Here is a 24,882-nt window from a genome sequence, read left to right on the forward strand (position 1 = left end):
CAACGAAGCCACCGAAAGGTGGCTTTTTTTTGCGCGCCGTTTGCCGACGATGGGCAATGGGGCCTTGAGCCCTAAGGCCGGTCAGTTAAGGTGCAGCACCTGTGGGAGCGGGCTTGCTCGCGAAGGCGGCGGGACAGTCAACATTGAGGTTGACTGACACTCCCTCTTCGCGAGCAAGCCCGCTCCCACATGAATTGCGGCGCTTAACTGACTGGCATTAGCCTTGAGCCCTGCATTGCTCAGAGCCTGAAATGCCCCACCATCCCCTTCAGCTCAACCCCCAGCTGCGCCAACTCAATACTCGACGCCGCATTGCCCCGCATCGCCAACGACGACTGATCCGCACTGGCACGAATACTGGTGACACTGCGATTGATCTCCTCGGCCACTGAACTCTGTTCTTCCGCAGCCGCTGCAATCTGCTGGTTCATCTGCTGAATCAACGACACCGCTGCCGCAATGCTCCCCAATGCGCTCTCGGTCTGCAACGCATCGCTCACCGCCAGCTTCACCAACTCGCCACTGCTCTGAATCTGCTGCACCGACGACTGCGCCGCCGAGCGCAAGGCACTGACCAGCCGTTCGATTTCCTCGGTCGATTGCTGAGTTCGCTTTGCCAATGCCCGAACTTCATCGGCCACCACCGCAAAACCCCTGCCCTGCTCGCCGGCCCGCGCCGCCTCGATGGCGGCATTGAGCGCCAACAGGTTGGTCTGCTCGGCGACGCTTTTGATCACGCTGAGCACCGTGCCGATGTTCTGGATTTCCGCACTGAGGCTTTCGATGCTGGAGCTGGCCGAGGTGGCCGAGTCCGCCAATTGTTCGATTCGCGCCATGCTTTGACGCACCACCTGCTGACCGCTTTCGACCTTGCCATCGGCAGTCTGTGCCGCCTGGGCGGCCTCTTCCGCGTTACGTGCGACGTCGTGCACCGTGGCGGTCATCTGATTCATTGCGGTGGCGACCTGCTCGGTTTCTTCCTTCTGGCTGCTGACTTCAAGGTTGGTCTGCTCGGTCACCGACGACAGCGATTGAGCAGAGCTTGCCAGCTGTTCGATACCGGCCTGCAAACCACTGACGATATTGCTCAGCCCTGCGCCCATTTGCTGCATGGCTTGCATCAACTGGCCGATCTCGTCACGGCGGGTCACTTCAATCGTTGCACTCAAATCGCCCGCAGCGATCTGCTGAGCGACACGGATCACACTGCGCAGCGGCGTGACGATCAACCGGGTGATCACCCACGCAGCAATCAGCCCCACCAGCAAGGCCAGTGCCGAGGAGCCGATGATCAATAGCGAGTTCTTTTTCAGCTCTGCCTGCATCGACAGGTCTTCGGCAACGTAGGCCTGATCCACCCGCTCCACCACTTGAGCGGCGCGCTGGTGGAGTTGCTCGTAGACGGTCTTTTCCTGCGCCAATAACCCGGTGTACTCGGCAAGTTTCTCACTGAAACCGGCGATGTGACCGGACACTTCATTGAGGACGGTCTGGTACCCCTCATCCTTGATCGTGGTTTTCAGTTGCCCGGCTTGGGTCAGTGCCTGATCGGCTTGCTCGATCTTGCCCTGCCCGCCACTGTCGTCGCCCTTGCGGCTCTGGTCCAGGCGGACGCGCGCTTCGTTCATGGCTTGCAACATCAGCCGCGATACCTGACTGACCTGATTGGCCTGCTCGATGAATTGCGCGCCGTCCTTGCCCTCGGATTCCTTCAAGGTATAGGCACCATCATCGGCGAGCCCGGCCTGCAGCACGTCCAGGTTATTGGCCACGCTGGATACCGACCAACTGGCCATTTCCAGCGCCAGGTCCTTGGCCTGACTCAGCGAGACGAACTCGTCAAAAGCCTTGCGATAAGCCCCCAGAGATTGCTCGACGTCATTCATGACCGGCACGTTGGCCGCTGACTGGGCCTTGAGCTGGGTCGCCAGAGCGATCAGAGCGTCCACCCCGGCGTGCAAGGCGTCCGCGGTTTTCGGATTACCGTGCAAGGCGTATTCCTGCTCGAGCAGGCGAACCTTGAGCAAACCACTGTTGAGCGACGACATCTGCTTGAGCCCGTCGAAGCGCTGACTGATGGTTTGCAGGGACCATACGCCGATGGCCGCCACCAAGGCTGTCAACAGCAGCACCAGTACAAACCCGACACCCAGTTTTTTCGCCATACCGAGGTTGGCAAAACGTCCTTGCACGGCCGAAATCATTGCGCTTAGTCCCCTGCCATTGTCTGTGGATGCAGATTCGCAACGGGCTTGTGCCAACACAAGTCTCTGGCGTCGGAATAATGGCAAAAAGCTACGCCCACGTCGCTTTCAGAACGCTTGAGGTCGATCCCCAGGGCCTGTCGACGTTTGGTGACGACCGCCAAACGTCAACAGACCCTGGCGGTGGCTTGAAAAAATGCCCGGGCGCGAGGATCACAGGCATAGGCAACGTTGATGCGCTGCCAGTCATCAGCCTGGCCGCTCGGACTGAACGCCGTCGGGCAAGACAGCAGGACACCAAAACGCCGAGCCTGAGTTCGCACCTGAGCGTAGTCAGACTTGCGCGATCGCGCCCAGATGAACAGGCCACCTGCCGGTTTGCCGAAAACCTCCCACTCCGCGTCTTCGAGCACCTGCAAGGCCGCTTCCCTGCCAGTGCTTAAACGCTGGCGCTGACGCTGCACCAATTTGCGGTAGGCACCACTGGCCAACAGACAAGCCAGCACCGACTCGCTAAACCGCGAAGCCCCCATGCTGCTGATCATCTTGACCTGCGCCAGTCGCGAAATCACATCGGCGCTGGCCACTACAAAGCCAACCCGCAAGGAACTGCTGAGGGTTTTGGAGTAGCTGCCGACGTAGATCACGTTGTCATCGATGCCGAGTGCCGCAAGGCGCGTGCCGGGACCGCTGTGAAAATCAGCATAGACGTCGTCTTCGATCACCAGCGCGCCGTGATTTTTGGCCAGTTGCAGGACCTGCTGAGCCACCCCCGTGGTCAAACAGCTGCCAGTGGGGTTGTGATAAAAGCTGTTGATGAACAAGCCACGGGGTTTGTACTTCAACAACAATGCCTCAAGTGCTTCGGTATCTGGCCCGCGAGGGGTTCGTGGCACCTCGATCATGCTGACCCCGTGCAGCCTGAGCAAATCGAACAACATCGAATAACCGGGGCTTTCCACCACCACGCAATCGCCCGGTTTGAATAAAGTGCGCACAATCAGATCGAGCCCATGACTGGCCCCCGCCGTGGTCAGTATTCGGTTTTCATCCACCTCGATACCCAGTTGTTTCAGTCGTTTGAGGATCTGCTGGCGCAAAGCAGGCAGGCCCAGTGGAGTGCTGTAATTGAACAACCCGGCCATGTCGGTGCGGCTGACCTGGCGTATGGCGTAGCTCAGGTCGTCAGTCTCGCGCCAGCTCTCGGGTAAGCCGCCGCAACCCAGTTTCAGTTCGCCGACGAGGCCGCTTTGCTGCTCAACCCCTTCGGACCAGGGAAGATCTCGTTGCCCCTGAACGGCCACCGTTGCCGCGACAAAGAAACCCGCCCCGTTGCGCGTCGCCAGTACACCTTGAGCCACAAGCCGTTCACAGGCCTCGATAACACTGGATTGACTGAGCAGATTTATCCGTGCGATTTGCCGGACGGAAGGCAAACGCGTCCCCGGTGACACCTCGCCGCGACGGAGCCAGTCGGCCAATGCGTCGACGATTTGCTGCACGACCGGCACCAATGCCTGTCGATCGATTCTCAACTCCATGAGCAAGCAAACTCCTGTCCGTTTTGCGGGAAACAGTTAATCACAGGAGTGCTCGAGGGGATGTGCGACAACACCGCCAAAACCCTCGGTTCTAACCATTTGAAACACATTGACCGGCATCTTCGCGGAATCAACGCCGAACAATAAAAAAAGTGGGAGCGGGCTTGTGTGGCGAGGGGGCTTGCCCCCGTTGGGTCGCGAAGCGGCCCCCGGCACCCGTCCAGACAGACCGAGTTGTCTGGATTTACGACTGCTTCGCAGCCGAACGGGGGCAAGCCCCCTCGCCACACAAGCCCGCTCCCACACGGATTGCACTTGACTGACATTACGCAGCCTGAAAGGTTAAAACGCCGTGACCCCACCATCCACCGCCAGCGAATGACCGGTGGTGAATGCCGCGCCGTCGCTGCACAGGTACAGCACCGCGCTGGCAATTTCTTCGACCTTGCCGATACGCCCGACCGGGTGCATGGCGTTGGCGAACTCGCCCTTCTTCGGGTCCGCTTCATAGGCACGACGGAACATGTCGGTGTCGATCACCGCCGGGCACACCGCATTCACGCGAATCTTTTTCTTGGCGTATTCGATGGCCGCCGATTTGGTCAGGCCGATCACCGCGTGTTTCGAGGCGGCGTAGATGCTCATCTTCGGCGCAGCGCCCAGGCCGGCGACCGAAGCGGTGTTGACGATTGCGCCGCCGCCCTGGGCCAGCAGCAACGGCAACTGATACTTCATGCACAGCCAGACGCCTTTGACGTTGACGCCCATGATCGCGTCGAACTCATCGACCGTGCCGTCGGCCAGTTTGCCTTTCTCGATTTCGATGCCAGCGTTGTTGAAGGCATAGTCGAGACGGCCGTAGGTATTCACCACCTCGTCCATCAGATTTTTTACATCGCTTTCCACCGTGACGTTGCAGCGCACGAAGGTCGCTTCACCGCCGGCAGTGCGTATCAGCGCCACAGTACCTTCACCACCGGCCGCGTCCAGATCGGCGACCACCACTTTCAAACCTTCAGCGGCGAACGCCAAAGCGGTCGCGCGGCCAATACCATTGGCCGCGCCCGTCACAACGGCGACCTGGCCGGAAAACGTCATGCTCATTGTTATGTCCTCGGAGGGAAGAATGCGGGGGATCGCGTGTGCCCAGTCTAGGCACAGGGGCCTGGGGCAAGGCAGCACTATCAAAAGGCCGGTTGGGCACCCATGAGTTGCAGTGATAGAACCGCCGCCCTGACTATCACTGCACTGGATCGATGTGCATTCGCGCCATCAGCCAACCTTGCGGCATGGCCAATGAAGGTCTATCAACAAGACTTCATTCATCTTGAGTGCCTGTCATGACTACCCAGACCAATCGCCAGTTCCTGCTCGCCAAACGTCCCGTGGGGCCGGCCACCCGTGAGACGTTCACCTATCAGGAAGTACCGGTCGGCGAACCGGCGACGGGTCAGATCCTGGTCAAGAACGAATACCTGTCCCTGGACCCGGCCATGCGTGGCTGGATGAACGAGGGCAAGTCCTACATTCCTCCGGTCGGCATTGGCGAAGTCATGCGTGCATTGGGCGTAGGCAAAGTCATTGCTTCGAACAATCCGGGCTTCGCCGTGGGGGACTACGTCAATGGCGCCCTTGGTGTGCAGGATTACTTCCTCGGCGAGCCACGAGGTTTCTATAAAGTCGATCCGAAACTGGCACCGCTGCCGCGCTATTTATCCGCGCTGGGCATGACCGGGATGACCGCCTACTTCGCCCTGCTCGATGTCGGCGCACCGAAAGCCGGCGATACCGTGGTGCTGTCGGGCGCGGCCGGGGCGGTGGGCAGCATCGCCGGGCAGATCGCCAAGATCAAAGGTTGCCGGGTGGTCGGCATTGCCGGCGGCGCGGACAAGTGCAAGTTCCTGATCGATGAACTGGGTTTTGACGGTGCCATCGACTACAAAAACGAAGACGTGCAGGCCGGCCTCAAGCGCGAATGCCCGAAAGGCGTCGATGTGTATTTCGATAACGTCGGCGGCGATATTCTCGATGCCGTGCTGAGCCGACTGAACATGAAGGCGCGGGTGGTGATTTGCGGCGCCATCAGCCAGTACAACAACAAGGAAGCGGTCAAAGGCCCGGCCAATTACCTGTCGTTGCTGGTCAACCGCGCACGGATGGAAGGCTTCGTGGTGATGGATTACGCCGCACAGTTCGGCGCTGCCGGGCAAGAGATGGCCGGCTGGATGGCCAAGGGGCAGCTCAAGAGCAAGGAAGATATCGTTGAAGGACTGGAAACATTCCCGGAGACGCTGATGAAATTGTTCAGTGGCGAGAATTTCGGGAAGTTGGTGTTGAAGGTTTAACCTGATATCTGAAGCACCACAAAACCTTGTGGGAGCGGGCTTGCCCGCTCCCACAGGTTTAGTGGCGTTTAGGCGAGTTCGGCCACTACCGCCGCCAACGCCTTCGCCGGATCCGCCGCCTGGCTGATCGGACGCCCGATAACCAGATAGTCGGAACCCGCTTCCAGCGCCTGGCGCGGGGTCAGGATGCGGCGTTGATCGTCCTGGGCGCTGCCCGCCGGACGAATCCCCGGGGTGACCAGTTGCAGCGACGGATGCGCGGTTTTCAGGGCCCGGGCTTCCAGGGCCGAGCAGACCAGACCGTCCATCCCGGCTTTTTCCGCCAGCGCGGCCAGGCGCAGCACCTGCTCCTGTGGTTCGATATCCAGACCGATACCCGCCAGATCCTCACGCTCCATGCTGGTCAGCACGGTCACGCCGATCAACAACGGTTTCGGGCCGCTGCGCTGATCGAGCACTTCACGGCAGGCGGCCATCATGCGCAAACCGCCGGAGCAGTGCACGTTGACCATCCACACGCCCATTTCCGCGGCAGCCTTGACAGCCATGGCGGTGGTGTTCGGAATGTCGTGGAACTTGAGGTCCAGGAACACTTCGAAGCCTTTGTCGCGCAAGGTGCCGACGATTTCCGAGGCGCAACTGGTGAACAGTTCTTTACCGACTTTGACCCGGCACAGCTTCGGGTCCAGCTGATCGGCCAGCTTCAGTGCGGCGTCACGGGTAGGGAAATCCAGGGCGACGATGATAGGCGTCTGGCAGGCGGACATGAGTGGGCTCTCAGGCAAGTCGAAATCGGCGCGCATTGTAGCGGAACCAGCGCCGCTGCGGGACCCGATGATCGGTAATTCGTCGTCGCGGCCAAGACAAGACTAGCTTCTGCAGCAATTGTGTCGAGTTCGGTACACACACGACACGCCCACAACATCCTTCAACGCTACCCTCGGCAGCCGCAACAGGTCCTACAGCACTTCCCGCCTCACGGCCGGACGCCTATGCTGAAGCCACAACCTCGCAGCCTATCTTTGTGGTTGGCAGCCTATCTGGCAGATGAACGCACGCATGCACAACTCCCCAGCACCTCTGAACGACGATCAAAAAGCGCCGGCCGACGATAAACGCTGGAGCATTCGCGCCCTGATCGTAGACGATGACGTCCCGATCCGTGAACTGATGATCGACTACCTGGCCCGGTTCAATATCCACGCCAGCGGTGTCACCGATGGCGCCGCCATGCGTCAGGCGCTGCAAGCCGAGCATTTCGACGTGGTGGTGCTCGACCTGATGCTGCCCGGCGAAGACGGTTTGTCGCTGTGCCGCTGGTTGCGCGCCGAATCGGACATCCCCATCCTGATGCTCACCGCCCGCTGCGAACCCACCGACCGGATCATCGGCCTGGAACTGGGTGCCGACGACTACATGGCCAAGCCATTCGAGCCACGTGAGCTGGTCGCACGGATTCAGACCATTCTGCGTCGGGTGCGCGACGACCGCACCGAACAGCGTGCAAATGTTCGCTTCGACAACTGGCGCCTCAATAGCGTGCTGCGCCAGTTGATCGCCGCCGATGGCCTAGTGGTGCCGTTGTCCAACGCCGAATTCCGTTTGCTTTGGGTGTTCATCGAACGTCCGCGCCGGGTACTCAGCCGCGAACAACTGCTGGACGCCGCCCGTGGTCGTTCGATCGAAGCGTTTGATCGCAGCATCGATTTGCTGGTGTCGCGCCTGCGCCAGAAACTGGGTGACGATCCGAAAGCGCCACAACTGATCAAGACCGTTCGCGGCGAGGGTTATCTGTTCGACGCACGAGACATCGGCTGATGCGTGCGCGCTTCGATACGCTGTTCGGCCGCCTGTTTGGCGTGCTGCTGCTGGCGATCGTACTCGCGCACCTGTTGGCGTTCCTCTGGTTCAAGCATTACGGTCCACCGCCTCCCCCTCCTCCTCCGCCGGAATTTTCCGAGCGCTTCGACGGACAACGCCCACCACCGAACCCGCGCTTCGGCAACCGGCCGCCACGGCCGTGGTTCGGCGGGCCGCTGGTGCCGCTGACCTTTCAGTTTGTCTCGCTGATCATCGCCGCCTGGTACGGCGCCAAGCTACTGACCCGCCCGATTCAACGCCTGAGCGATGCCGCCGAGCGCCTGAGTGAAAATCTCGACAGCCCGCCGCTGGATGAGTCGGGGCCACGGGAAGCGCGGCAAGCGGCCCACACCTTCAATCTGATGCAGCAACGCATTCTTGAACAGATGCAGCAGCGCTCGCGGATGCTTGGCGCGGTGTCCCATGACCTGCGCACGCCGCTGTCGCGACTCAAGCTACGGCTGGAGAAGATCGATGACGACAAGCTGCAAGGCCAGATGCGTCAGGACCTCGACGACATGATCGGCATGCTCGATTCCACCCTCACCTACCTGCACGAACAGCGCACCAGCGAGGCGCTACAATGGATGGACGTGCAAGCGCTGGTGGAATCCCTGAGCGAAAACGCCCAGGACCAGGGCGCCAACGTCCAGGCCAGCGGCCATTGCGCGCCGTTGCAGGTTCAGCCGATGGCCTTGCGCTCGTGCATCAATAACCTGCTGGACAACGCCTTGCGTTATGCCGGCGACGCGCTGATCACCCTTGAGGACAGCCGCGAGGAACTGCTGATCCGGGTCATCGACCATGGCCCGGGTATCGCGGCGGATAAACGTGAAGCAGTGTTCGAACCGTTCTTTCGCCTGGAAGGTTCGCGTAATCGCAACTCCGGCGGCGTCGGTCTGGGCATGACCATCGCCCGGGAAGCCGCGGAGCGTCTGGGTGGGCAGTTGAGCCTGGAAGAGACTTCCGGTGGTGGTTTAACCGCCGTCATTCGCCTGCCCCGCCTCTAAGCCACAACGACTCCCCTGTGGGAGCGGGCTTGCCCGCGATAGCGATCTGACAGCGAACATTGATGTTGGATGTGCTGGCCCCATCGCGGGCAAGCCCGCTCCCACAGGATCTGAGCCAGGCCAATATTTGTGTGTACCAATCGGTACAAATCCCACATACCCACGACAACTTGCTCCTTGAGGCTGGATAAGCCGGTGTACCCACCGGTTTCCAATAAGGAGTGAGCCTAATGATCGGTAGTATCAGCAGTAACTACACGAGCTATACCAGCACCAGCAGCACCTCCACCAACAGTGCCCGCGGCCAGCAATTCCAGAAAGAATTGCTCGCCAAACTCGACAGCAACAGCGACGGCGCGGTGGATCAGGACGAGCTCACGAGCGCCCTGTCGCAGAAAACCGACGACGGTCTGCTGGTTAGCCTGAGCAAGAACTTCAGCGACCTGGACAGCGACGAAAGCGGCAGCCTGAGCAGCGAGGAAATGGCCGCGATGGCCCCTCCACCGCCACCGCCGCATGATCAGGCACCGAGCACCGAACTGGCCGATGCACTGATCAGCGCTCTGGACACTGACGGCGACGGCGCCATCAGCAGCGATGAACTGAGCAGCGGCCTGAGCAATGCCGGCAGCACGGCCGACAGCACGGAAATCTTTTCGGCCCTGGACAAGAACGAAGACGGCACCGTCAGCCAGGACGAACTTGTCGCCAGCCTGACCCCGCCGCCACCGCCACCCCAGCAGATGTCCAGCGAAGAGCTGTTCAGCCAGCTCGATACCGACAGCGACGGCAGTGTCACCGCCACCGAACTGAGCAGCGCCCTGGCCAGCGACAGCACCTCGTCGACCAGCACCGACACCAGCGCCGCACTGCTCAAGATCCTGGACAGCGACAGCAGCGGTGGCGTCAGCAGCGATGAACTGAAAACCGCCCTGCAAGCCGGTCGCGAACAGAACACTGACAGCTCCACCAATCAGTTCAACGTGACCGAAGCGCTGAACAAAATGATCGCCAACCTGAGCAAGCAGTACTCGCTCGACAACGTGGCGACCGTGGGCAAATACCTGAACGAGGCGACCTGAGTCAAAAGCTTCGCGGGCAAGCCTCGCTCCTACGGATGTGCAGGGACACCGATGCAACGTACCGTAGGAGCGAGGCTTGCCTGCGAAGAGGCCCTAAGCCCCAACAAAAAAACCGGGGCCGGATATCCTGAATCCAGGCCTCGGCTCTTTTGCTTCTTGGACACTGGGTGGGTAGATCAAAAGATCGCAGCCTTCGGCAGCTCCTACGGGGGATTGTGCTCAACCGCGATAGGGCGGTGAACACCAAATCTGTAGGAGCTGCCGAAGGCTGCGATCTTTTGACTTTCAAAACCCCAAACAACAAAAAGCCCACCATTTCTTTCCAAAGAAATGGCGGGTTTTGTCGTTTCAACTCACACCGTATCCACCTTCAACGAATGGTCATTGAGCATGCCGTTGATGATCGTCGCCGTATCGTGACCGCCAGCAATCACACCACCCGCTCCCGGTGTGACGCCGTAATGACTGGCCAGGTTCACGCCGGCAAGGTCGATGGTCTGGTTCGGCGTGGCGCCGGCCATGGCGCTGACGTCGATGCTGGTGACCAGTGAGGCGCCGCTGCCGGTGACCTTGAAGTGCAGGTAGTCATCCAGCGACGCCGCGGTGCCGTTTTCCCCTTGCAGCAGTTGTGACAGGTCGAGTTTGTCGGTGCCTGGGGTGAAGTCGGTGATGACGTCGTGCCCGCTGTTGCCTTTGAGCCACTGGAAGGTGTCGGCGCCGCTGCCGCCGGTGAGGGTGTTATTGCCCAGACCTCCGATCAGGAAGTCATCGCCGCCCCCGCCATTGAGCGCATCGTTACCCAAACCGCCGTTGATGATGTTGCTGTTGTTGTCACCCATGAGGCTGTCGTTGAAGTTTGAGCCGGTGAGGTTTTCGATGCCGGTCAGGGTGTCGGTGCCTGCGCCGAGGGTGTTTTGCGCGGTGAGCTGGCTCAGGTTGACGGTAACTCCGGCGGTGGCGTGGGCGTAGCTCGCGGTGTCGTTGCCGGTGCCGCCATCGAGCAGGTCGTTGCCCGCGCCACTGAACAGCAAGTCATTGCCGGCGCCGCCGTGCAACTCGTTGTTGCCTGAACCTGCGGTGAGTACGTCGTTGCCGCCGCCGGCATTGATGACGTTGTTGCCCGTGCCCGCCACCAGTACGTCATCGCCCGAAGTGCCGGTGAGGGTGTGGCCGTCCTGATAGCTGATGGTCACGCCCGCGCTATCACTGCCGCCATGGTTGTCGTTGGCGGTGTAGGTGCCATGGAAATCCGGGGTGCTGTCATGAGCCCCGGCGTAGTTGACGGTCATGGTCAACTGGTAGTTTTCCGACCCCTTCCCGCTGTTGCCCGGACCACCGTCGTCGATGTTGGTGATGTGGATCTGGTACGTGCCGTCTGCCGCAGCGGTGATGGTCTGGCCGTCGGCGATGGCAATGTAAGCACCGCCGTTGACCGAGTACTCCATGGTGATGTGGCCGGCTGCCAGGTTGTGGTCCAGGTTGAGGGTTTCACCCTGCTTGAGGTTGACGGTGATCTGGTCCTCGTCGTTGGTATTGTTGTTGCTGACCGACCCCAATGCCCCGCTGACCACCAGCACCGCGGTCATGGCTGCGGTGTTGGCGACGAATGCGCTACGGGCGATGGTCACTGCCTGGTTATTTCCGGTGAAGCTGAAGTTCGAGTTGGTGCCGGTGAAGTCCGCGCCCTTGACCACCCACCCGGTGTTGAAGGTGGTTGGCGAAGCGGTGAGCGCGTCGCCATTCACGTCGCTGTCGTTGGCCAGCAGCAGTTCGCCCGGCACCACAATGCTGCCCGACAGCACGTTGGTGATGACATGGTCATCGACCGCCACCGGTGGCGTGTTCGGAATCACGTTGATCACCAGCGTGGAGTTGGCCAGATCACCGTCGTTGTCGCTGGCGGTGAAGCTGATGTTTTCGGTGATCGTCACGGCCGTGGTTTTCTGCGAGAGGTAGGTGTACTCGCCGGTGTCGAGGTTCACCAGCAGCGTGCCGCTGTTGTCGGTGGCGATGCTCAAGGTGTTGTTGGCGGTGTTGAAGGTGCCGTGGTTGACGCCGCCGCTGAAGATCAGCGAACCCTGATTGCTGTTGCCTTTGGGGTCATAGGTATAAGTGGTGCCATCGACGGTGATGGTTTTGATGAAGCCGCCATCGGCGCCGAACGTACCGCCCTCGCCCTCGCCCAGCAACAAGCCGGTGACCGGCGCGCCTTGCACGGTGCCCGAGAGTACCGAGTTGAGTTGATTGAGGTCGGTCACTGCCACGGCATTGGTGTCGGTGTGCGTGCTGCCGTCATAGGCCACTGGATCGAGGCTGTCATTACTGACGCCGCTGCCCAGGCCGATGGCGTAGTTTTTGATGCCATTGGCGTCAAGGAAGGCTTTGAGCGCGGCCTCGTCCGCGGTGCCGATGTCGCCTTCGTTGGGTTTGCCATCGGAGAAGAAGTAGCCGACGTTCTGCGCCCCGGTGAGTTTGCCCGAGGTGTTGAACGCGGTTTGCATGGTCGCCACGGCCGCGTCGTAGTTGGTGCCGCCGCCCGCGCTGAGACCGGCGATAAGCGACTTGGCGGTCGCCACATCGACCCAGATCGACGTCTGGTCCGTGGCGCTACTGCTGAAGGTGACGACCTGCACTTTCACATCGCCCAGATTGTCGTACTTGTCGAGCAGTGCGCTGATCGCCTGTTTGGCCAGCTCAAGTCGCGACAGGCCCGATACGCCGGAGGGATCGTCCATGCTTCCGGACACGTCGATCACCAGCAGCAGGTTGGAGTCGATCTGCACCGCGGGCACCGAACGGTCCGAGGCGACGGCGTTAGACGGCACGTCATCGACGATGCTGACCACAAGGGTGCCGGTGGTGCTGTTGCCCACCGAATCGGTGGCGGTGTAGGTGAAGCTTTCGTTCAGGGTGTTCGCGCCGTCGTTGGCGTTGGGCGAAGTTTTCGGCGCCGAGGTCAGGGTGTAGGTGTAGCTGCCGTCGGGGTTGAGCAGGATCTGCCCGTAGGTTCCGGTGGCGCTGCCGACCAGGGTGTAAGTGATTGCGCCGTTGGCGCCGGTGACCGCACCGACCAGCGTACCGGAGCCGGTTTCACCGGTGTGGCCAGGCTCGCTGCCGGTGACCGTGCCCGCTGCCAGGTCTTGGCCGTCCTTGGTCAAATCCAGGGCTTTTTCGTAGACGGTCACGTCGGTATCGGGGACCGTTACGAGGCAGCTGTTGTGGACGTCGATGACCAGGGTGGTGGTGCTTTCATCACCATCGGCATCACGCACGGTGTAAGTGAATACATCCGTGGCGCCCGGCTCGCCGACCGAGTTCGGGTTGCTGTGGTACACGGCGTTGCCGTTGGCATCCAGAGTCAGGTAGCCGTAGGTGCCGTTGATTTGGCTGTTCAAGCCGCCGATGGCAGAGGTCGAGGTGTCGCTGCCGGCGCGCACGCCGACCACTGCACCGCCCAATGCAGGGCCGTCAGCACCGAGCACATCATTGCCCAACACATTACCGCTGACTGTCCCGCCCTCTACCACCGAGACTGAATCGCAGTAAGCAGTCGGCACGTCATCGACGATGTTGATCACGATGGTACTGGTGACGCTATTGCCTAGAGAATCGGTGGCCTGATAGGTGAAACTTTCGCTCAGGGTATTCGGTCCGTCGTTGGCATGGGGCGTGGTCGCTGGTGCCGATGTCAGGGTGTAGGTGTAACTGCCATCCGGGTTGAGCAGGATTTGCCCGTAGGTTCCGGTGGCGCTGCCGACCAGGCTGTAAGTGATCGCGCCAGTGGCGCCGGTGATGGAACCGACCAGCGTGCCCGAAGCGGTTTCACCCGTGTTGCCTGGATCGCTGCCGGTGACGGTGCCCGCCGCCAGGTCCTGGCCATCCTTGGTCAAATCCAGCGCTTTCTCCTGAACCGTCACGTCGGTATCGGGAGCCACTACGAGGGAGCAGTTGGACACGTCGACGGTGATGGTCGTGGTGCTTTCATCGCCATCGGCATCACGCACGGTATAGGTGAACACGTCCGTGGCACCCGGCGCGCTGACCGAGTTCGGATTGCTGTGGTACACGGCGTTGCCGTTGGCATCCAGAGTCAGGTAGCCGTAGGTGCCGTTGATTTGGCTGTTCAAGCCGCCGATGGCCGAGGTCGAGGCGTCGCTGCCGGCGCGCACGCCGACCACTGCACCACCCACCGCTGGGCCGTCGGCACCGAGCACATCATTGCCCAACACATTACCACTGACCGTCCCGCCCTCCGCCACCGAGACGGCATCGGCATGAGCGGTGGGTACGTCATCGACGATGTTGATCACGATGGTGCTGGTGACGCTGTTGCCCAAGGGATCGGTCGCTTGATAGGTGAAACTTTCACTCAAGGTATTCGGCCCGTCGTTAGCGTGGGGCGTGGTGGTTGGTGGGGAGGTCAGGGTGTAGGTGTAGGTACCGTCGGGGTTGAGCAGGATTTGCCCATAAGTCCCGGTGGCGCTGCCGACCAACGTGTAAGTGATCGCGCCAGTGGTGCCCGTGACCGCACCGACCAGCGTACCGGAGCCGGTTTCACCGGTGTTGCCAGGCTCGCTACCGGTGACCGTGCCCGCTGCCAGGTCCTGGCCATCCTTGGTCAAATCCAGGGCTTTTTCGTGAACCGTCACGTCGCTATCGCTGGCCGCTACGAGGGTGCAATCGGCCACGTTAATGGTGATGGTCGTGGTGCTTTCATCGCCATCGGCATCACGCACGGTGTAGGTGAACACATCCGTGGCACCCGGCGCGCTGACCGAGTTCGGGTTGCTGTGGTACACGGCATTGCCGTTGGCATCCAGCGTCAGGTAGCCGTAGGTGCCGTTGATTTGCGTATTCAAACCGCCAATGGCCGAGGTCGAGGTGTCACTGCCAGCGCGCACGCCAACCACTGCGCCACTGAGTGCCGGGCCGTCGGCGCCACCGACGTCATTGTTCAGCACGTTGCCCGAGGCGGTTGCGCCCTCCGCTATCGTGGCGAGATCAGGATTGGCGGTGGGCAAGTCATCGACAATGTTGACGTTGATCTGACCCAATGCCGTGCTGCCGTCGACGTCGGTGGCGACGACGTTGAGGTTCTCGATAATGCTGTTGGCGCCGTTGGCGTTCGGATGGGTTTCGTTATCCGTCAGGGTGTAGCTGTAGCTGACTACGCCGGTGGTGCTGTTGAAACCGCTGATGGTCAGCGTATTGCCGAGCGCAGTGACAATCGATTGCGGGAAGCCGGCGGCCACGCCACCGGTGACTACCGCGATGCCACCCACGGTCAGGGTTTGCAAACCGTCGAGGGCGGTGACGGTGAAGGTGCCGCTCTGGGTCAAGGCCGGGGTGTTGGGGTTGGTGCCGTCGCTGAGGTTTTTTTCGTAGACGGTGAGTTCGCCGCCGTCGACGTTCAGGCCATCGAGGGTCACTGGGTCATCGTTGTTGTGAATCTCCAGCACCAGGTTCGCGGTGCTGGTATCGCCGTCGGCATCCGTCAGCGTGTAGGTGAAGGTTTCCGTGGCACTGCCGTCGCCATGCAAGGCTTTGAAGTCGGCATCGCTGGTATTCAGGGTGTAGGTGTACGTGCCGTTGGGGTTGAGCACCAGCGTGCCGTAAGTCCCGTTGAACGTGCCGCCGATGATCGGCCCGCTGTCGGGGCCGGTGGCAATACGGTCGGCGCCCTGGATGTCATTGGGCAGCACGCTGCCGGTCAGGGTCAGCAGGGTTTCGGAGGCGGTATTGGCGTTGGTGTCGTCGATCGCTTTGGGCACATCGTCAGTGATGTTGACGTCCAGCGACCCGGTGGCGGTATCGCCGTTGCTGTCACTCGCGACCACGGTGAACTGTTCGCTGAGGTTGTTGGCGCCGTCGCCAGCCGAGTGCGTTTCGTTGCCGACCAGGGTGTAGCTGTAACTCACCACGCCGGTGGCCGGGTTGTAGCCGGTGATCGTCAGGGTGTTGCCCAGTTGAGTGGTGATCGACTGCGGGAAACCGGCGGGCACACCGCCACTGATCACGTTGATCCCGCCGATGTTCAGGCTGGTCAGCCCGTCAGCCGCAATGACTGTGAAGGTGCCGTTTTGAGTCAGCGCTCCGGGGTTGCTGGCCGAACCGTCCGCCAGGTTGGCTTCATTGAGGGTCAGTTCACCTCCCGCCACCGATAGGCCTATTAGGGTGACCGGGTTATTCGGCGTAGCTGTACCGCCTGCGCCGCCTGCACCGTTGTCGCCGTTGTCCGGATCCCGGCGCTCCAGGGGAAATTCGGGAATACCGTTGAAGCCCGCAGTGGGGAAACCAATGATGGGATCGACTCGGCCCGCTACTTCTTCCAGCAACACAAAACTATGGCCGCCGCCCAGTGCGCCACCCGGTGCCCCGGATGCGCCCGGCCCGGCGGCGGTGGCTTCACCTGTTTGAGTCGGGTCGGCGCCGGCAGCAATGGCTTTTTGCAGTTGCTCGACATCGGTCAGTTGCGCCTGGCTCGGCGTTACCGCATCCGCGGTCTCCACATGCGGGACCTGATGCGCCAGTAATTGGGACGTCATCTGCAGGCTGCTGTCACGCCCCAGGGTCAGCTCCTGGCCATTTTTCAACTGCACCGCCACCGCGCCTTCGGCCCCGGAGACCAGTTGCTCGCCGGCAAACAGCCGATCGCCCTCGACCAGGGTGCGTCGGGTGCCATCACCCGCCACTGCGTACACCTGACCGATGACCTTACTGACGATACCGATGAGCGTTGCCATGTGCATTTCCTCCGCTGCCAACTGCTGTCGGCATCCTGTTTGCGCGAAGACGTGCTCATGGTTCAGGCAGGTTGTCTGGCGGATTGTTGGCCGAGAAAGCGTTTACCTGAGGTAAACCGCTGCCTCCCGACGCTTTCGCCAGGCATGTCGCTCGCGAGGGGGATTTCTGGATCGGGATAAAACCCTCTGCAATCAATGGCATCGGGGTCCACTTCCAAAATAACCGGCCTGCGAACGATGCGTAACGGTTTTGAATCACTCGAGCGACAAAAAATTGTCACCTGAAAACCGTCTCGCTTCCCTCCCCTCCAGCACTTCTTCGCCCTGTGTCGAAAAGTGAATGGAACTTTTCTAAAGCCCGTCGATGCTCTGAGAGCTCACAAAAACAAGGCTTTCGCATTGAACAATGTGCTGGATTTTTCAGAGCGCATAAGTTTTTTTCGGCATAAGACTTATGAGAAATCCTTCTTAGCTTCTCCTCAGGATGTTCTTAGCTCTGTTGTAACAAGCGTGAGACGGTTTCGCTTAAAAATAACGTCAAATATTTGGCGACTAAGTAAGTACCATCAGGAATCAGGGAGAGGCATCCATGCGCGTTTTAACCCCCCTCTGCAGCGCGATTTTGCTGGCCATGGCCTGCACTTCTCAGGCTCAGGCGATGTCATTGACCGAGGCGATCCAGAGCACCATTGCGACCCACCCGGAACTGGCGTCGCGGGTCGACGCCCGGCTCTCGGCCGACGAGCAGATTAAAGTCGCCAAAGGGGGCTTCTATCCATCGGTGGATTTGAACGCCGGCTACGGGCGCGGGTACAGCGATAACACCACCACTCGGGCGCAGGGCAATCACCACACCGAAATCCTCACCTACACCCAATCGGAACTGCGCCTGCGGCAGATGCTGTTCGACGGCTTCAACACCTCCAACGAGGTCGCGCGCACCAAAGGCGTGGCCAACTCTCGAGCCTATTACGCTCAGGGCACCGCCCAGGATCTGGCCTTGCGCACCATCGAGGTGTACCTCGAAGTGCTCAAGCGCCGCGAACTGGTGACCCTGGCCAAGAACAACCTGCAAGCGCACATGCGGGTCAACGATCAGATCGGCCTGCGCACCCAGCGTGGGGTCGGCAGCAACGCCGACTCCGACCAGTCCATCGCTCGCCGGGCGCTGGCGCAAAACAACCTCGACACCGCCGAAGTCGATCTGGCCGATGCCGAGACGAATTTCTACAGCGTTGTGGGGCGCATGCCCGATGAACTCGAAGCGCCGCCATCGACCCGTGGCGAATTGCCCGCCACCCTGCCGGAAGCCCAGCAGAGCATGGTGGAAAACAACCCGTACCTGAAATCCGCCCAGGCCGATGTGCAATCGGCCGAAAGCCAGTACGAAGTCGCCAAGTCGCCGTTCTACCCGCGTTTTGACGCTGAAGCAGCGGTGGGCGCGAATAATAATATTCAGGGTGATAAAGGCCACGACAACGAATGGCGAGTGGGGGTGGTGATGAACTACAACCTGTTCCGCGGTGGCAGCGACAAGGCCCGGCTGGCCTCCGATGCGCACCAGATCAACCAGGCGCTGGACATCCGAAACAACGCCCTGCGCCAGCTCAACGAGAACATCCACCTGGCCTGGAACGCCATGCTCAACGCCAAGAAACAAACCCCGACCGCACGTGAATACGCCGAAACCACCACCCGTGTGCGGGCCGCGTATCAGGATCAGTTCGGCCTTGGCCAACGGACCTTGCTCGACTTGCTCGACAGTGAAAACGAACTCTACAACGCCAACCGCCGCTACACCGAAGTGCGCTACACCGAGGAGTTTTCGATGTACCGCGTGCTGGCAAACATGGGGCAGTTGTTGAGCAAACAACGGGTGGTGCTGCCCGCCGATGCGATCGCCTCCACCGAAGTGAAAAACGAAGCTCGCTTGCCTGAACTGAAATGAAGTAGCTCAACGTGACCAATTGTGGCGAGGGAGCTTGCTCCCGCTGGGTTGCGCAGCAACCCCGAACACCGATTGAAGATGAAAACAGTGTGAGTGCTGCGCACTCAAGCGGGAGCAAGCTCCCTCGCCACAGGCAATCAATATGACCAGCATGGAAACCGGCAACACGGGTGTCGATCCGCGTCTAAGCTTCGATGACCCGCTTCTGGACGGTCTGTTGATCCTCTGCAAACTTCATGGCGCGACGGTCAGTCGCGCCAGCCTGAGTGCCGGGTTGCCAATGGCACACCAACGTTTGAGCCTGGACCTGCTGCCGCGCGCAGCGGCCCGGGCCAGTTTGCAGGCACGTGTGTTGCGCCGTGAGCTGGGGGAAATTTCCGCGCTCAACCTGCCCGTGATGCTGATCCTCAACCATGGCCGCTGCGCAATCTTGCGTCGCTTCGGCGATGACGGTCAGGCGCTGATTCTGCCGAGCGAAGCCGACGGTGGAGAACAATGGGTCAGCACGGACGAGCTGACCGCCAACTACAGCGGCCAGGCCTTGTTCGCCCGGCCGCGGCATGAACTCGAAGATTTGCGCGCGCCGTTGGTGCCGCGAGTGGAGGCGTGGTTTCGCGACACGTTGAAGTTGTCGAAGTGGCTGTACAGCGATGCGATTCTGGCGAGTTTCCTGATCAACCTGCTGGGGCTGATGGTGCCGCTGTTCGTGATGCAGACCTACGACCGAGTGGTGCCAAACCAGGCCACTTCAACGTTGTGGGTGCTGTCGATCGGCTTGCTGATCGGCACCGGTTTCGAACTGGTGCTGCGAGTGGTTCGCGCGCACTTGCTGGACACCGCCGGGAAGAAAACCGACGTGATTCTTTCAGCGACCTTGTTCGAGCGCATCACCGGCATGGCGATGAAAGCGCGGCCAGCCACCATCGGTGGTTTCGCCCAGAGCATTCATGATTTCCAGGGCCTGCGGGAGTTTCTCACCGCCGTCACGCTGACCAGCCTGATCGACTTGCCCTTCGCGGTGTTGATGCTGGTGGTGATCGGCCTGCTCGGTGGCTGGCTGGTGGTGATTCCGCTGTTGGCCTTCCCCATCACGATCATCTTTGCGATGGTGATTCAGGCGCGCCTGCGTGACACCGTGCAGAAAAGTCTGAGCCTCGGCGCCGAACGCCAGGCCCTGCTGATCGAAACCCTCGGCGGCCTGGAAACCCTCAAGGCCTGCAGCGCCGAAAGCGAACGCCAGCATAAGTGGGAAAGCACCCACGGCGCCCTCACCCGCCTCGACAGCCATGCGCGCAACCTCTCGGCGCTGGCCACCAACGGCACGCTGTTCATCCAGCAATTCTGCGGCATGGCGACCATCGTCGCCGGGGTCTACAGCATCATCGCCGGTAACCTCAGCGTCGGCGCGCTGGTGGCGACCTACATGCTCGGCAGCCGCGTGCTCGCGCCGCTGGGACAAATCGCCGGGCTGATCACCCGTTATCAGCAAGCACAATTGACCATGAAAAGCACCGATGCGCTGATGTCGCTGCCGCAAGAACGTGACGCCAAGCAGCGGCCGCTGGAGCGCACGCAATTGCAAGGCGCACTCGACGTCAGCGGCGTGACGTTTCACTACAACGGTCAGAATGCGCCGGCCCTGGCCAACGTCAGCTTCAGCATGAAACCGGGCGAGCGGATCGGCATCATCGGCCGCAGCGGTTCGGGCAAAAGCACGCTGGCGCGGCTGGTGATGGGTTTCTATGCGCCGGAAGAAGGCCAGTTGCTGCTCGATGGCCTGGACCTGCGACAACTGGACGTCGCCGACCTGCGCCAGCAGATCGGTTACGTCGCCCACGACCTGCCGCTGCTGGCCGGCAGCCTGCGCGACAACCTGACCCTCGGCGCGCGCTACATCAGCGATGCGCGGATGCTCGAAGTCGCCGAACTGACCGGCGTCACCGAGCTGGCTCGCCAACATCCACAAGGCTTCGACCGGCCGGTGGGTGAACGCGGTCAGTTGTTGTCGGGCGGGCAACGGCAAGCGGTGTTGTTGGCCCGCGCGTTGTTGCTCGATCCACCGATCATGCTGCTCGACGAACCCACCAGCGCCATGGACAACAGCAGCGAAGACGTCCTGCGGCAGAAACTCCATGGCTGGATTCAGGGCAAAACCCTGCTGCTGGTCACTCACCGCACCTCGATGCTCAGCCTGGTGGACCGGTTGGTGGTGCTGGACAACGGGCGGATCGTCGCCGACGGCCCGAAAGAAGCGGTCATCGATGCACTGCGCAAGGGCCGTGTCGGCTCTGCGACGGTTTAGGGGCACAAACACATGACCCGTGGCGAGGGGGCTTGCCCCCGTTGGGTCGCGAAGCGGCCCCAAAGCCATTCACCCCGCTGTATCAGACAGACCGAGTTGGCAGGTTTTACGACTGCTTCGCAGCCGAACGGGGTGATGCGGCATTCCGACAAGCCCCCTCGCCACAAAGCTCCATCGCCACAGGTTTGTGTTCGGCTTTGTTTCTCTTAACTGACGGGTATTGCCCATGTCTGCTCAAACACCGGATTCAGCGGCCCGAAGCTACCTCGGCAGTTTCAGCAAAAGTGCCGAAAGCGAATTCATGCCGGAAACCGCCGGCGCCTCGTTGCAGGATTCGCCGCGCTGGTCGCGGATCACCGTGTGGCTGGCAGCGGCGCTGCTGATCACCGCACTGGTCTGGGCCAAGTTCGCCGTGTTGCAGGAAGTCACCACGGGTGAAGGCAAGGCGATTCCGTCGAGCAAGATTCAGGTGATCCAGAACCTGGAGGGCGGCATCGTCACGGAAATCTTCGTGCGCGAAGGGCAAATGGTGAACAAGGGCGACACCTTGCTGCGCCTGGATGACACGCGATTCCTGTCGAACAAGGGTGAGAGCGAAGCGGATCGTTATGCGCTGACCGCGCAGGTCGAACGGCTGTCCGCCGAAGCGGAAGGCCGGCCATTCAAGCTGTCCGCGGAAGTCATCGCCAAGGCGCCGCAAGTGGCCGAGGACGAACGCTCACTGTACGAACAACGTCAGCGCCGACTGGCCAGCGAACAACGCACGTTGACCGAACAACTTCGGCAGAAAACCCAGGAGCTGGCGGAATTCCGCTCCAAACAGGGGCAGTTCAGTTCAAGCCTGGCGCTGCTGCAACAAGAGATGAACATGTCGGCGCCACTGGTGGGCACCGGAGCGGTTTCGCCGGTGGAAATCCTGCGGCTCAAACGCAGCGCGGTAGAAATCCGCGGCTCGCTGAATGCCACGACACTGGCGATTCCCCGTGCCGAATCGGCGATCAATGAGATCAAAAGCAAGATCGACGAGTCCGAACAATCCTTCCGTTCGGACGCGGCGAAAGAGCTGAATGAGAAACGCACCGACCTGTCGAAAATCACTGCGACGAGCATTGCCATCGACGACCGGGTGACGCGCACCACCGTGGTGTCGCCGGTTCACGGCATCATCAAAGTGCTGAAGGTCAACACCATCGGCGGCGTGGTCCAGCCGGGCAACGACATGGTGGAAATCGTGCCGCTGGAAGACAACTTGCTGATCGAAGCCAAGGTCCGCCCTCAAGACGTGGCGTTCCTGCACCCGGGCCAGAAAGCCATGGTCAAGTTCAGCGCTTACGACTACACGATTTACGGGGGGTTGAGTGCGAAGCTGGAACTGATCGGGGCGGACACCATCACCGATGACAAGGGCAACAGCTTTTATCTGATTCAGGTGCGCACCGACAAGAATCACTTGGGCGGGGATGTGAAACCGTTGCTGATCATTCCGGGGATGGTGGCGACGGTGGACATTATTACCGGGGAGAAAAGCGTGCTGGATTATTTGCTTAAACCGGTGTTGAAAGCGCGGACCGAGGCGATGCGGGAACGTTGATCGCTTCTCCCTGACAGCCATGCCATTCGTCGGAACTGTCAGATATGTCAGTAGCTGCTTATTTCATTTTCATGGGAAACAGGATTTGCCACTTTAAACAAACGCAAGTGGTTAACCTGACGAAAAGGATAGTTCTCATGAATACGAATCAACTGAGCGGGCTGACATATGAAGATTTTGAAGATGTAACGAAAGGGCCAATTCTTCACCATGAACCTTTGACTGCAAAAAACATGAAGATCTATGCCTTACAGGCAGATGATCAAGTTCAGGCAGTCGAAACGGTTGGACCCTATGCACCATTTGTGCACAAAGGGAGCATTCAAATAATTGGGCCAGGGGGGATCAATGTGAAATTGGACCAACCGGCGAAAGATTTAAACTTTGCGATGGCTGATCCGGTAGATGCAACAATTCAAGTAACCTTTTACGGCCCTAACGACGAAATGTTAGCTTCAAAACAATATGAGTCAAAACCAGAATATGGTGAATGGATCAAATCCCCCGAAGGCAAAACCATCAAGCGGTTCGAGATAAAATGCCTGACAATTCGAGTTTATATCGATAACTTTGTCATGTATGTCGTTTGATATTTTGCCAACTGCACGGTTAGCCACTGCATCAAGATAATGCTGTATTTCCTGAGGAGGGAGTTTGCCCCCTCCTCAGGAAGGTAGCGCTGCGCACCAATGGACCAACATCGACAATGTTCATCTGTCGCCATGATTGCGCTGAAAAACCTCCTCTCCCATCGCCGCAATCTGCCCCTCGATCAACGCCTCGAACGGCTTCAACAACGGCTCAAAACTGACGGGTGACTCCAGCGTCTGCAACGCCTGCACAATCGCCTCCACTGTCGACAACGCCCCAGGCCCCGGAGCCTTGCGCAAGCGATAACGCGACACCGCGCCCTCGGCCAATGTCACTCTGGGCAACGCCGCCAACAACGGATTGAGGTGCAGCATTTTGCGCGCCTTGCGCCAGGTGCCGTCCGGGACCACCAGCAATAGCGGTTCATCATGGGTGGTGTAAGCCTGCAACGGTTGCGCATCCTCGGCGGGAAACAGCAGCCGCGCCTGATAGCCCGGCTGATTCAACAACGCCGGCAAATCCTCAAACACCTCGCCGACGATCAACTCGGCATTCTTCAACCCCAACGCGGCCAACCGCGCGGTGTTCAGCGCGTGGTTCACTTCGCTCGGATGCTGAAGCAGCAACACTCGAGTGCGGCTGTCGAGGCTCGGGATCAGCGGGCACAGGCAATGGGTTTGCGGACGCAGGCAACGCGGGCACTGGATTCTGGACATTGTCTCAAGCCTGATTCAGTTGTGCTTTAAGCAGATCACGAAAGGTCTGGATCAGCGGTTCGCGGCTGCGGCCACGGCGCACGATCATCGAGAACGGCGCCTGATAACCGAACGTCGCCGGCAGCAGCACCCGTAAATCACCTTTGTCAGCCCAAGCCTGGGCGTAGTGCTCCGGCAAATAACCGATGTAGGCGCCGGACAGCACCAGAATCAGCTGGGCTTCCATACTTTCCACGGTCGCCGCGCTGTGTTTGAAACCGTGGCGGGCCAGTTCGGCCTGGCTCCAATAGCCGCGACCGACCATGCGCTGTTGGGTGATCACTTGCTCAGGAATACGCCGCTCGGTGAACAGCGGATGACGACTACTGCAATACAGCCAATGTTGCTCGCGGTACAGCGGCATGTAGACCAGACCGCTCATGCGCGTGGAAAAAGCACCGATGGCCAGGTCGAGGCGGTTGTCCTGCACGCCGAGCTGCAGCTCGTAAGGGCTCATGACCGACAGATGCAAATGCACCGCCGGGTGCTCCTGACTGTAGGCACCGATGGCTTCGGCAAAGGGCAAGGCCTTATCGCTGACGGTGGAGTCGATCACGCCCAGGTTCAAGGTGCCACGCAGCTCGCCTTTGAGGGCGGCGGCGTATTGTTCGAAACCTTCGAGTTCCGCCAATAGACGCAGGGTTTCCTGGTGGAACAGCTCACCCTTGCTGGTCAGGCTGAAACCACCGCGACCACGATGGCAAAGCACCAGGCCCAAGGCCGCTTCGAGCTGGCTCATGTAAGTGCTTATAGCCGAGGTCGAGAGATTGAGCTCGTGCTGAGCATTGGCGAACCCCTGATGGCGAACCACGCTAACGAAGATGCGCAATAGTTTCAGGTCGGGTAAAGCGTTGGCCATGGGGGACTCCAAGCACCTAGATCGTTCCCACGCTCTGCGTGGGAATGTAGC

Annotated in this window: 15 protein-coding genes and 1 pseudogene; 8 read left to right on the forward strand and 8 right to left on the reverse strand. The window is 60.4% G+C overall.

Annotation, left to right across the window (positions count from 1 at the left end; all coding sequences use genetic code 11):
• Window positions 1-239: 239 nt before the first annotated feature.
• From AB7M22_RS19345 to AB7M22_RS19360, 4 genes and pseudogenes are all read right to left on the reverse strand, one after another.
• Complete coding sequence (locus AB7M22_RS19345; protein ID WP_454188838.1) at window positions 240-1,121, reverse strand: methyl-accepting chemotaxis protein; 882 nt, start codon at window positions 1,119-1,121, stop codon at window positions 240-242.
• Window positions 1,122-1,148: 27 nt separating this feature from the next.
• Window positions 1,149-2,204, reverse strand: a pseudogene (locus tag AB7M22_RS19350) (methyl-accepting chemotaxis protein); the annotation flags it as partial.
• Between the two features lie 167 nt (window positions 2,205-2,371).
• The gene (locus AB7M22_RS19355) at window positions 2,372-3,745 is read right to left on the reverse strand and encodes an aminotransferase-like domain-containing protein (protein ID WP_454187479.1); all 1,374 of its coding nucleotides are present in this window, start codon (window positions 3,743-3,745) and stop codon (window positions 2,372-2,374) included.
• A gap of 342 nt (window positions 3,746-4,087) precedes the next feature.
• Entirely contained in the window at window positions 4,088-4,849 is a 762-nt protein-coding gene (locus AB7M22_RS19360; RefSeq protein WP_008011690.1) for an SDR family oxidoreductase, read from the reverse strand.
• Between the two features lie 236 nt (window positions 4,850-5,085).
• On the opposite strand from AB7M22_RS19360, the gene AB7M22_RS19365 reads away from it, so the two are divergent.
• Entirely contained in the window at window positions 5,086-6,090 is a 1,005-nt protein-coding gene (locus AB7M22_RS19365) for an NADP-dependent oxidoreductase (RefSeq protein ID WP_454187480.1), read from the forward strand.
• A gap of 68 nt (window positions 6,091-6,158) precedes the next feature.
• On the opposite strand, the gene pyrF is transcribed toward AB7M22_RS19365, so the two are convergent.
• A complete protein-coding gene (pyrF, locus tag AB7M22_RS19370; protein WP_008011684.1) occupies window positions 6,159-6,857 on the reverse strand; it encodes an orotidine-5'-phosphate decarboxylase in 699 nt (232 codons plus the stop codon).
• A gap of 292 nt (window positions 6,858-7,149) precedes the next feature.
• Here pyrF and AB7M22_RS19375 point away from each other — a divergent pair, with 292 nt between their 5' ends.
• The 3 genes from AB7M22_RS19375 to xopAW all read left to right on the forward strand — a co-directional run bounded on the left by AB7M22_RS19375 (window position 7,150) and on the right by xopAW (window position 10,042).
• Window positions 7,150-7,908 (forward strand): response regulator, encoded by a 759-nt coding sequence (locus tag AB7M22_RS19375; RefSeq protein ID WP_032835756.1) that lies wholly within the window; start codon window positions 7,150-7,152, stop codon window positions 7,906-7,908.
• Window positions 7,908-8,960: a sensor histidine kinase gene (locus AB7M22_RS19380; protein ID WP_454187481.1), complete on the forward strand. Its 1,053-nt coding sequence runs from the start codon at window positions 7,908-7,910 to the stop codon at window positions 8,958-8,960. The genes AB7M22_RS19375 and AB7M22_RS19380 overlap by 1 nt, the downstream gene beginning before the upstream one ends.
• Window positions 8,961-9,190: 230 nt before the next feature.
• A complete protein-coding gene (gene xopAW / locus AB7M22_RS19385) occupies window positions 9,191-10,042 on the forward strand; it encodes a XopAW family type III secretion system calcium-binding effector (RefSeq protein ID WP_454187482.1) in 852 nt (283 codons plus the stop codon).
• A 353-nt stretch (window positions 10,043-10,395) separates the two neighbouring features.
• On the opposite strand, the gene AB7M22_RS19390 is transcribed toward xopAW, so the two are convergent.
• Complete coding sequence (locus tag AB7M22_RS19390; protein WP_454187483.1) at window positions 10,396-16,785, reverse strand: retention module-containing protein; 6,390 nt, start codon at window positions 16,783-16,785, stop codon at window positions 10,396-10,398.
• 589 nt (window positions 16,786-17,374) lie between these two features.
• Here AB7M22_RS19390 and AB7M22_RS19395 point away from each other — a divergent pair.
• The 4 genes from AB7M22_RS19395 (at window position 17,375) to AB7M22_RS19410 (ending at window position 23,216) form a co-directional block, all read left to right on the forward strand.
• Window positions 17,375-18,733 (forward strand): TolC family outer membrane protein, encoded by a 1,359-nt coding sequence (locus tag AB7M22_RS19395; protein ID WP_454187484.1) that lies wholly within the window; start codon window positions 17,375-17,377, stop codon window positions 18,731-18,733.
• Window positions 18,734-18,875: 142 nt separating this feature from the next.
• Entirely contained in the window at window positions 18,876-21,035 is a 2,160-nt protein-coding gene (locus AB7M22_RS19400) for a type I secretion system permease/ATPase (RefSeq protein ID WP_008013537.1), read from the forward strand.
• Window positions 21,036-21,261: 226 nt separating this feature from the next.
• On the forward strand, window positions 21,262-22,626 hold the full coding sequence (locus tag AB7M22_RS19405) for an HlyD family type I secretion periplasmic adaptor subunit (RefSeq protein ID WP_008013538.1): 1,365 nt from the start codon (window positions 21,262-21,264) through the stop codon (window positions 22,624-22,626).
• Window positions 22,627-22,763: 137 nt separating this feature from the next.
• A complete protein-coding gene (locus AB7M22_RS19410; protein ID WP_454187485.1) occupies window positions 22,764-23,216 on the forward strand; it encodes a hypothetical protein in 453 nt (150 codons plus the stop codon).
• 120 nt (window positions 23,217-23,336) lie between these two features.
• On the opposite strand, the gene AB7M22_RS19415 is transcribed toward AB7M22_RS19410, so the two are convergent.
• Window positions 23,337-23,933, reverse strand: a complete 597-nt coding sequence (locus tag AB7M22_RS19415; RefSeq protein ID WP_454187486.1) for a tRNA-uridine aminocarboxypropyltransferase — start codon at window positions 23,931-23,933, stop codon at window positions 23,337-23,339.
• A gap of 4 nt (window positions 23,934-23,937) precedes the next feature.
• On the reverse strand, window positions 23,938-24,831 hold the full coding sequence (locus AB7M22_RS19420; protein WP_258620607.1) for a LysR family transcriptional regulator: 894 nt from the start codon (window positions 24,829-24,831) through the stop codon (window positions 23,938-23,940).
• Window positions 24,832-24,882 lie beyond the last annotated feature (51 nt).

It is taken from the genome of Pseudomonas sp. ADAK2 TE3594, assembly GCF_053628675.1.

Excerpts from the sequence above, each read along its gene's own strand:
- AB7M22_RS19345 (WP_454188838.1), bottom strand. The coding sequence starts at position 1,121 with ATGCAAGCCATGCAGCAAATGGGCGCAGGGCTGAGCAATATCGTCAGT.
- AB7M22_RS19355 (WP_454187479.1), bottom strand. The coding sequence starts at position 3,745 with ATGGAGTTGAGAATCGATCGACAGGCATTGGTGCCGGTCGTGCAGCAA.
- AB7M22_RS19360 (WP_008011690.1), bottom strand. The coding sequence starts at position 4,849 with ATGAGCATGACGTTTTCCGGCCAGGTCGCCGTTGTGACGGGCGCGGCC.
- AB7M22_RS19365 (WP_454187480.1), top strand. The coding sequence starts at position 5,086 with ATGACTACCCAGACCAATCGCCAGTTCCTGCTCGCCAAACGTCCCGTG.
- pyrF (WP_008011684.1), bottom strand. The coding sequence starts at position 6,857 with ATGTCCGCCTGCCAGACGCCTATCATCGTCGCCCTGGATTTCCCTACC.
- AB7M22_RS19375 (WP_032835756.1), top strand. The coding sequence starts at position 7,150 with ATGCACAACTCCCCAGCACCTCTGAACGACGATCAAAAAGCGCCGGCC.
- AB7M22_RS19380 (WP_454187481.1), top strand. The coding sequence starts at position 7,908 with ATGCGTGCGCGCTTCGATACGCTGTTCGGCCGCCTGTTTGGCGTGCTG.
- xopAW (WP_454187482.1), top strand. The coding sequence starts at position 9,191 with ATGATCGGTAGTATCAGCAGTAACTACACGAGCTATACCAGCACCAGC.
- AB7M22_RS19390 (WP_454187483.1), bottom strand. The coding sequence starts at position 16,785 with ATGGCAACGCTCATCGGTATCGTCAGTAAGGTCATCGGTCAGGTGTAC.
- AB7M22_RS19395 (WP_454187484.1), top strand. The coding sequence starts at position 17,375 with ATGCGCGTTTTAACCCCCCTCTGCAGCGCGATTTTGCTGGCCATGGCC.
- AB7M22_RS19400 (WP_008013537.1), top strand. The coding sequence starts at position 18,876 with ATGACCAGCATGGAAACCGGCAACACGGGTGTCGATCCGCGTCTAAGC.
- AB7M22_RS19405 (WP_008013538.1), top strand. The coding sequence starts at position 21,262 with ATGTCTGCTCAAACACCGGATTCAGCGGCCCGAAGCTACCTCGGCAGT.
- AB7M22_RS19410 (WP_454187485.1), top strand. The coding sequence starts at position 22,764 with ATGAATACGAATCAACTGAGCGGGCTGACATATGAAGATTTTGAAGAT.
- AB7M22_RS19415 (WP_454187486.1), bottom strand. The coding sequence starts at position 23,933 with ATGTCCAGAATCCAGTGCCCGCGTTGCCTGCGTCCGCAAACCCATTGC.
- AB7M22_RS19420 (WP_258620607.1), bottom strand. The coding sequence starts at position 24,831 with ATGGCCAACGCTTTACCCGACCTGAAACTATTGCGCATCTTCGTTAGC.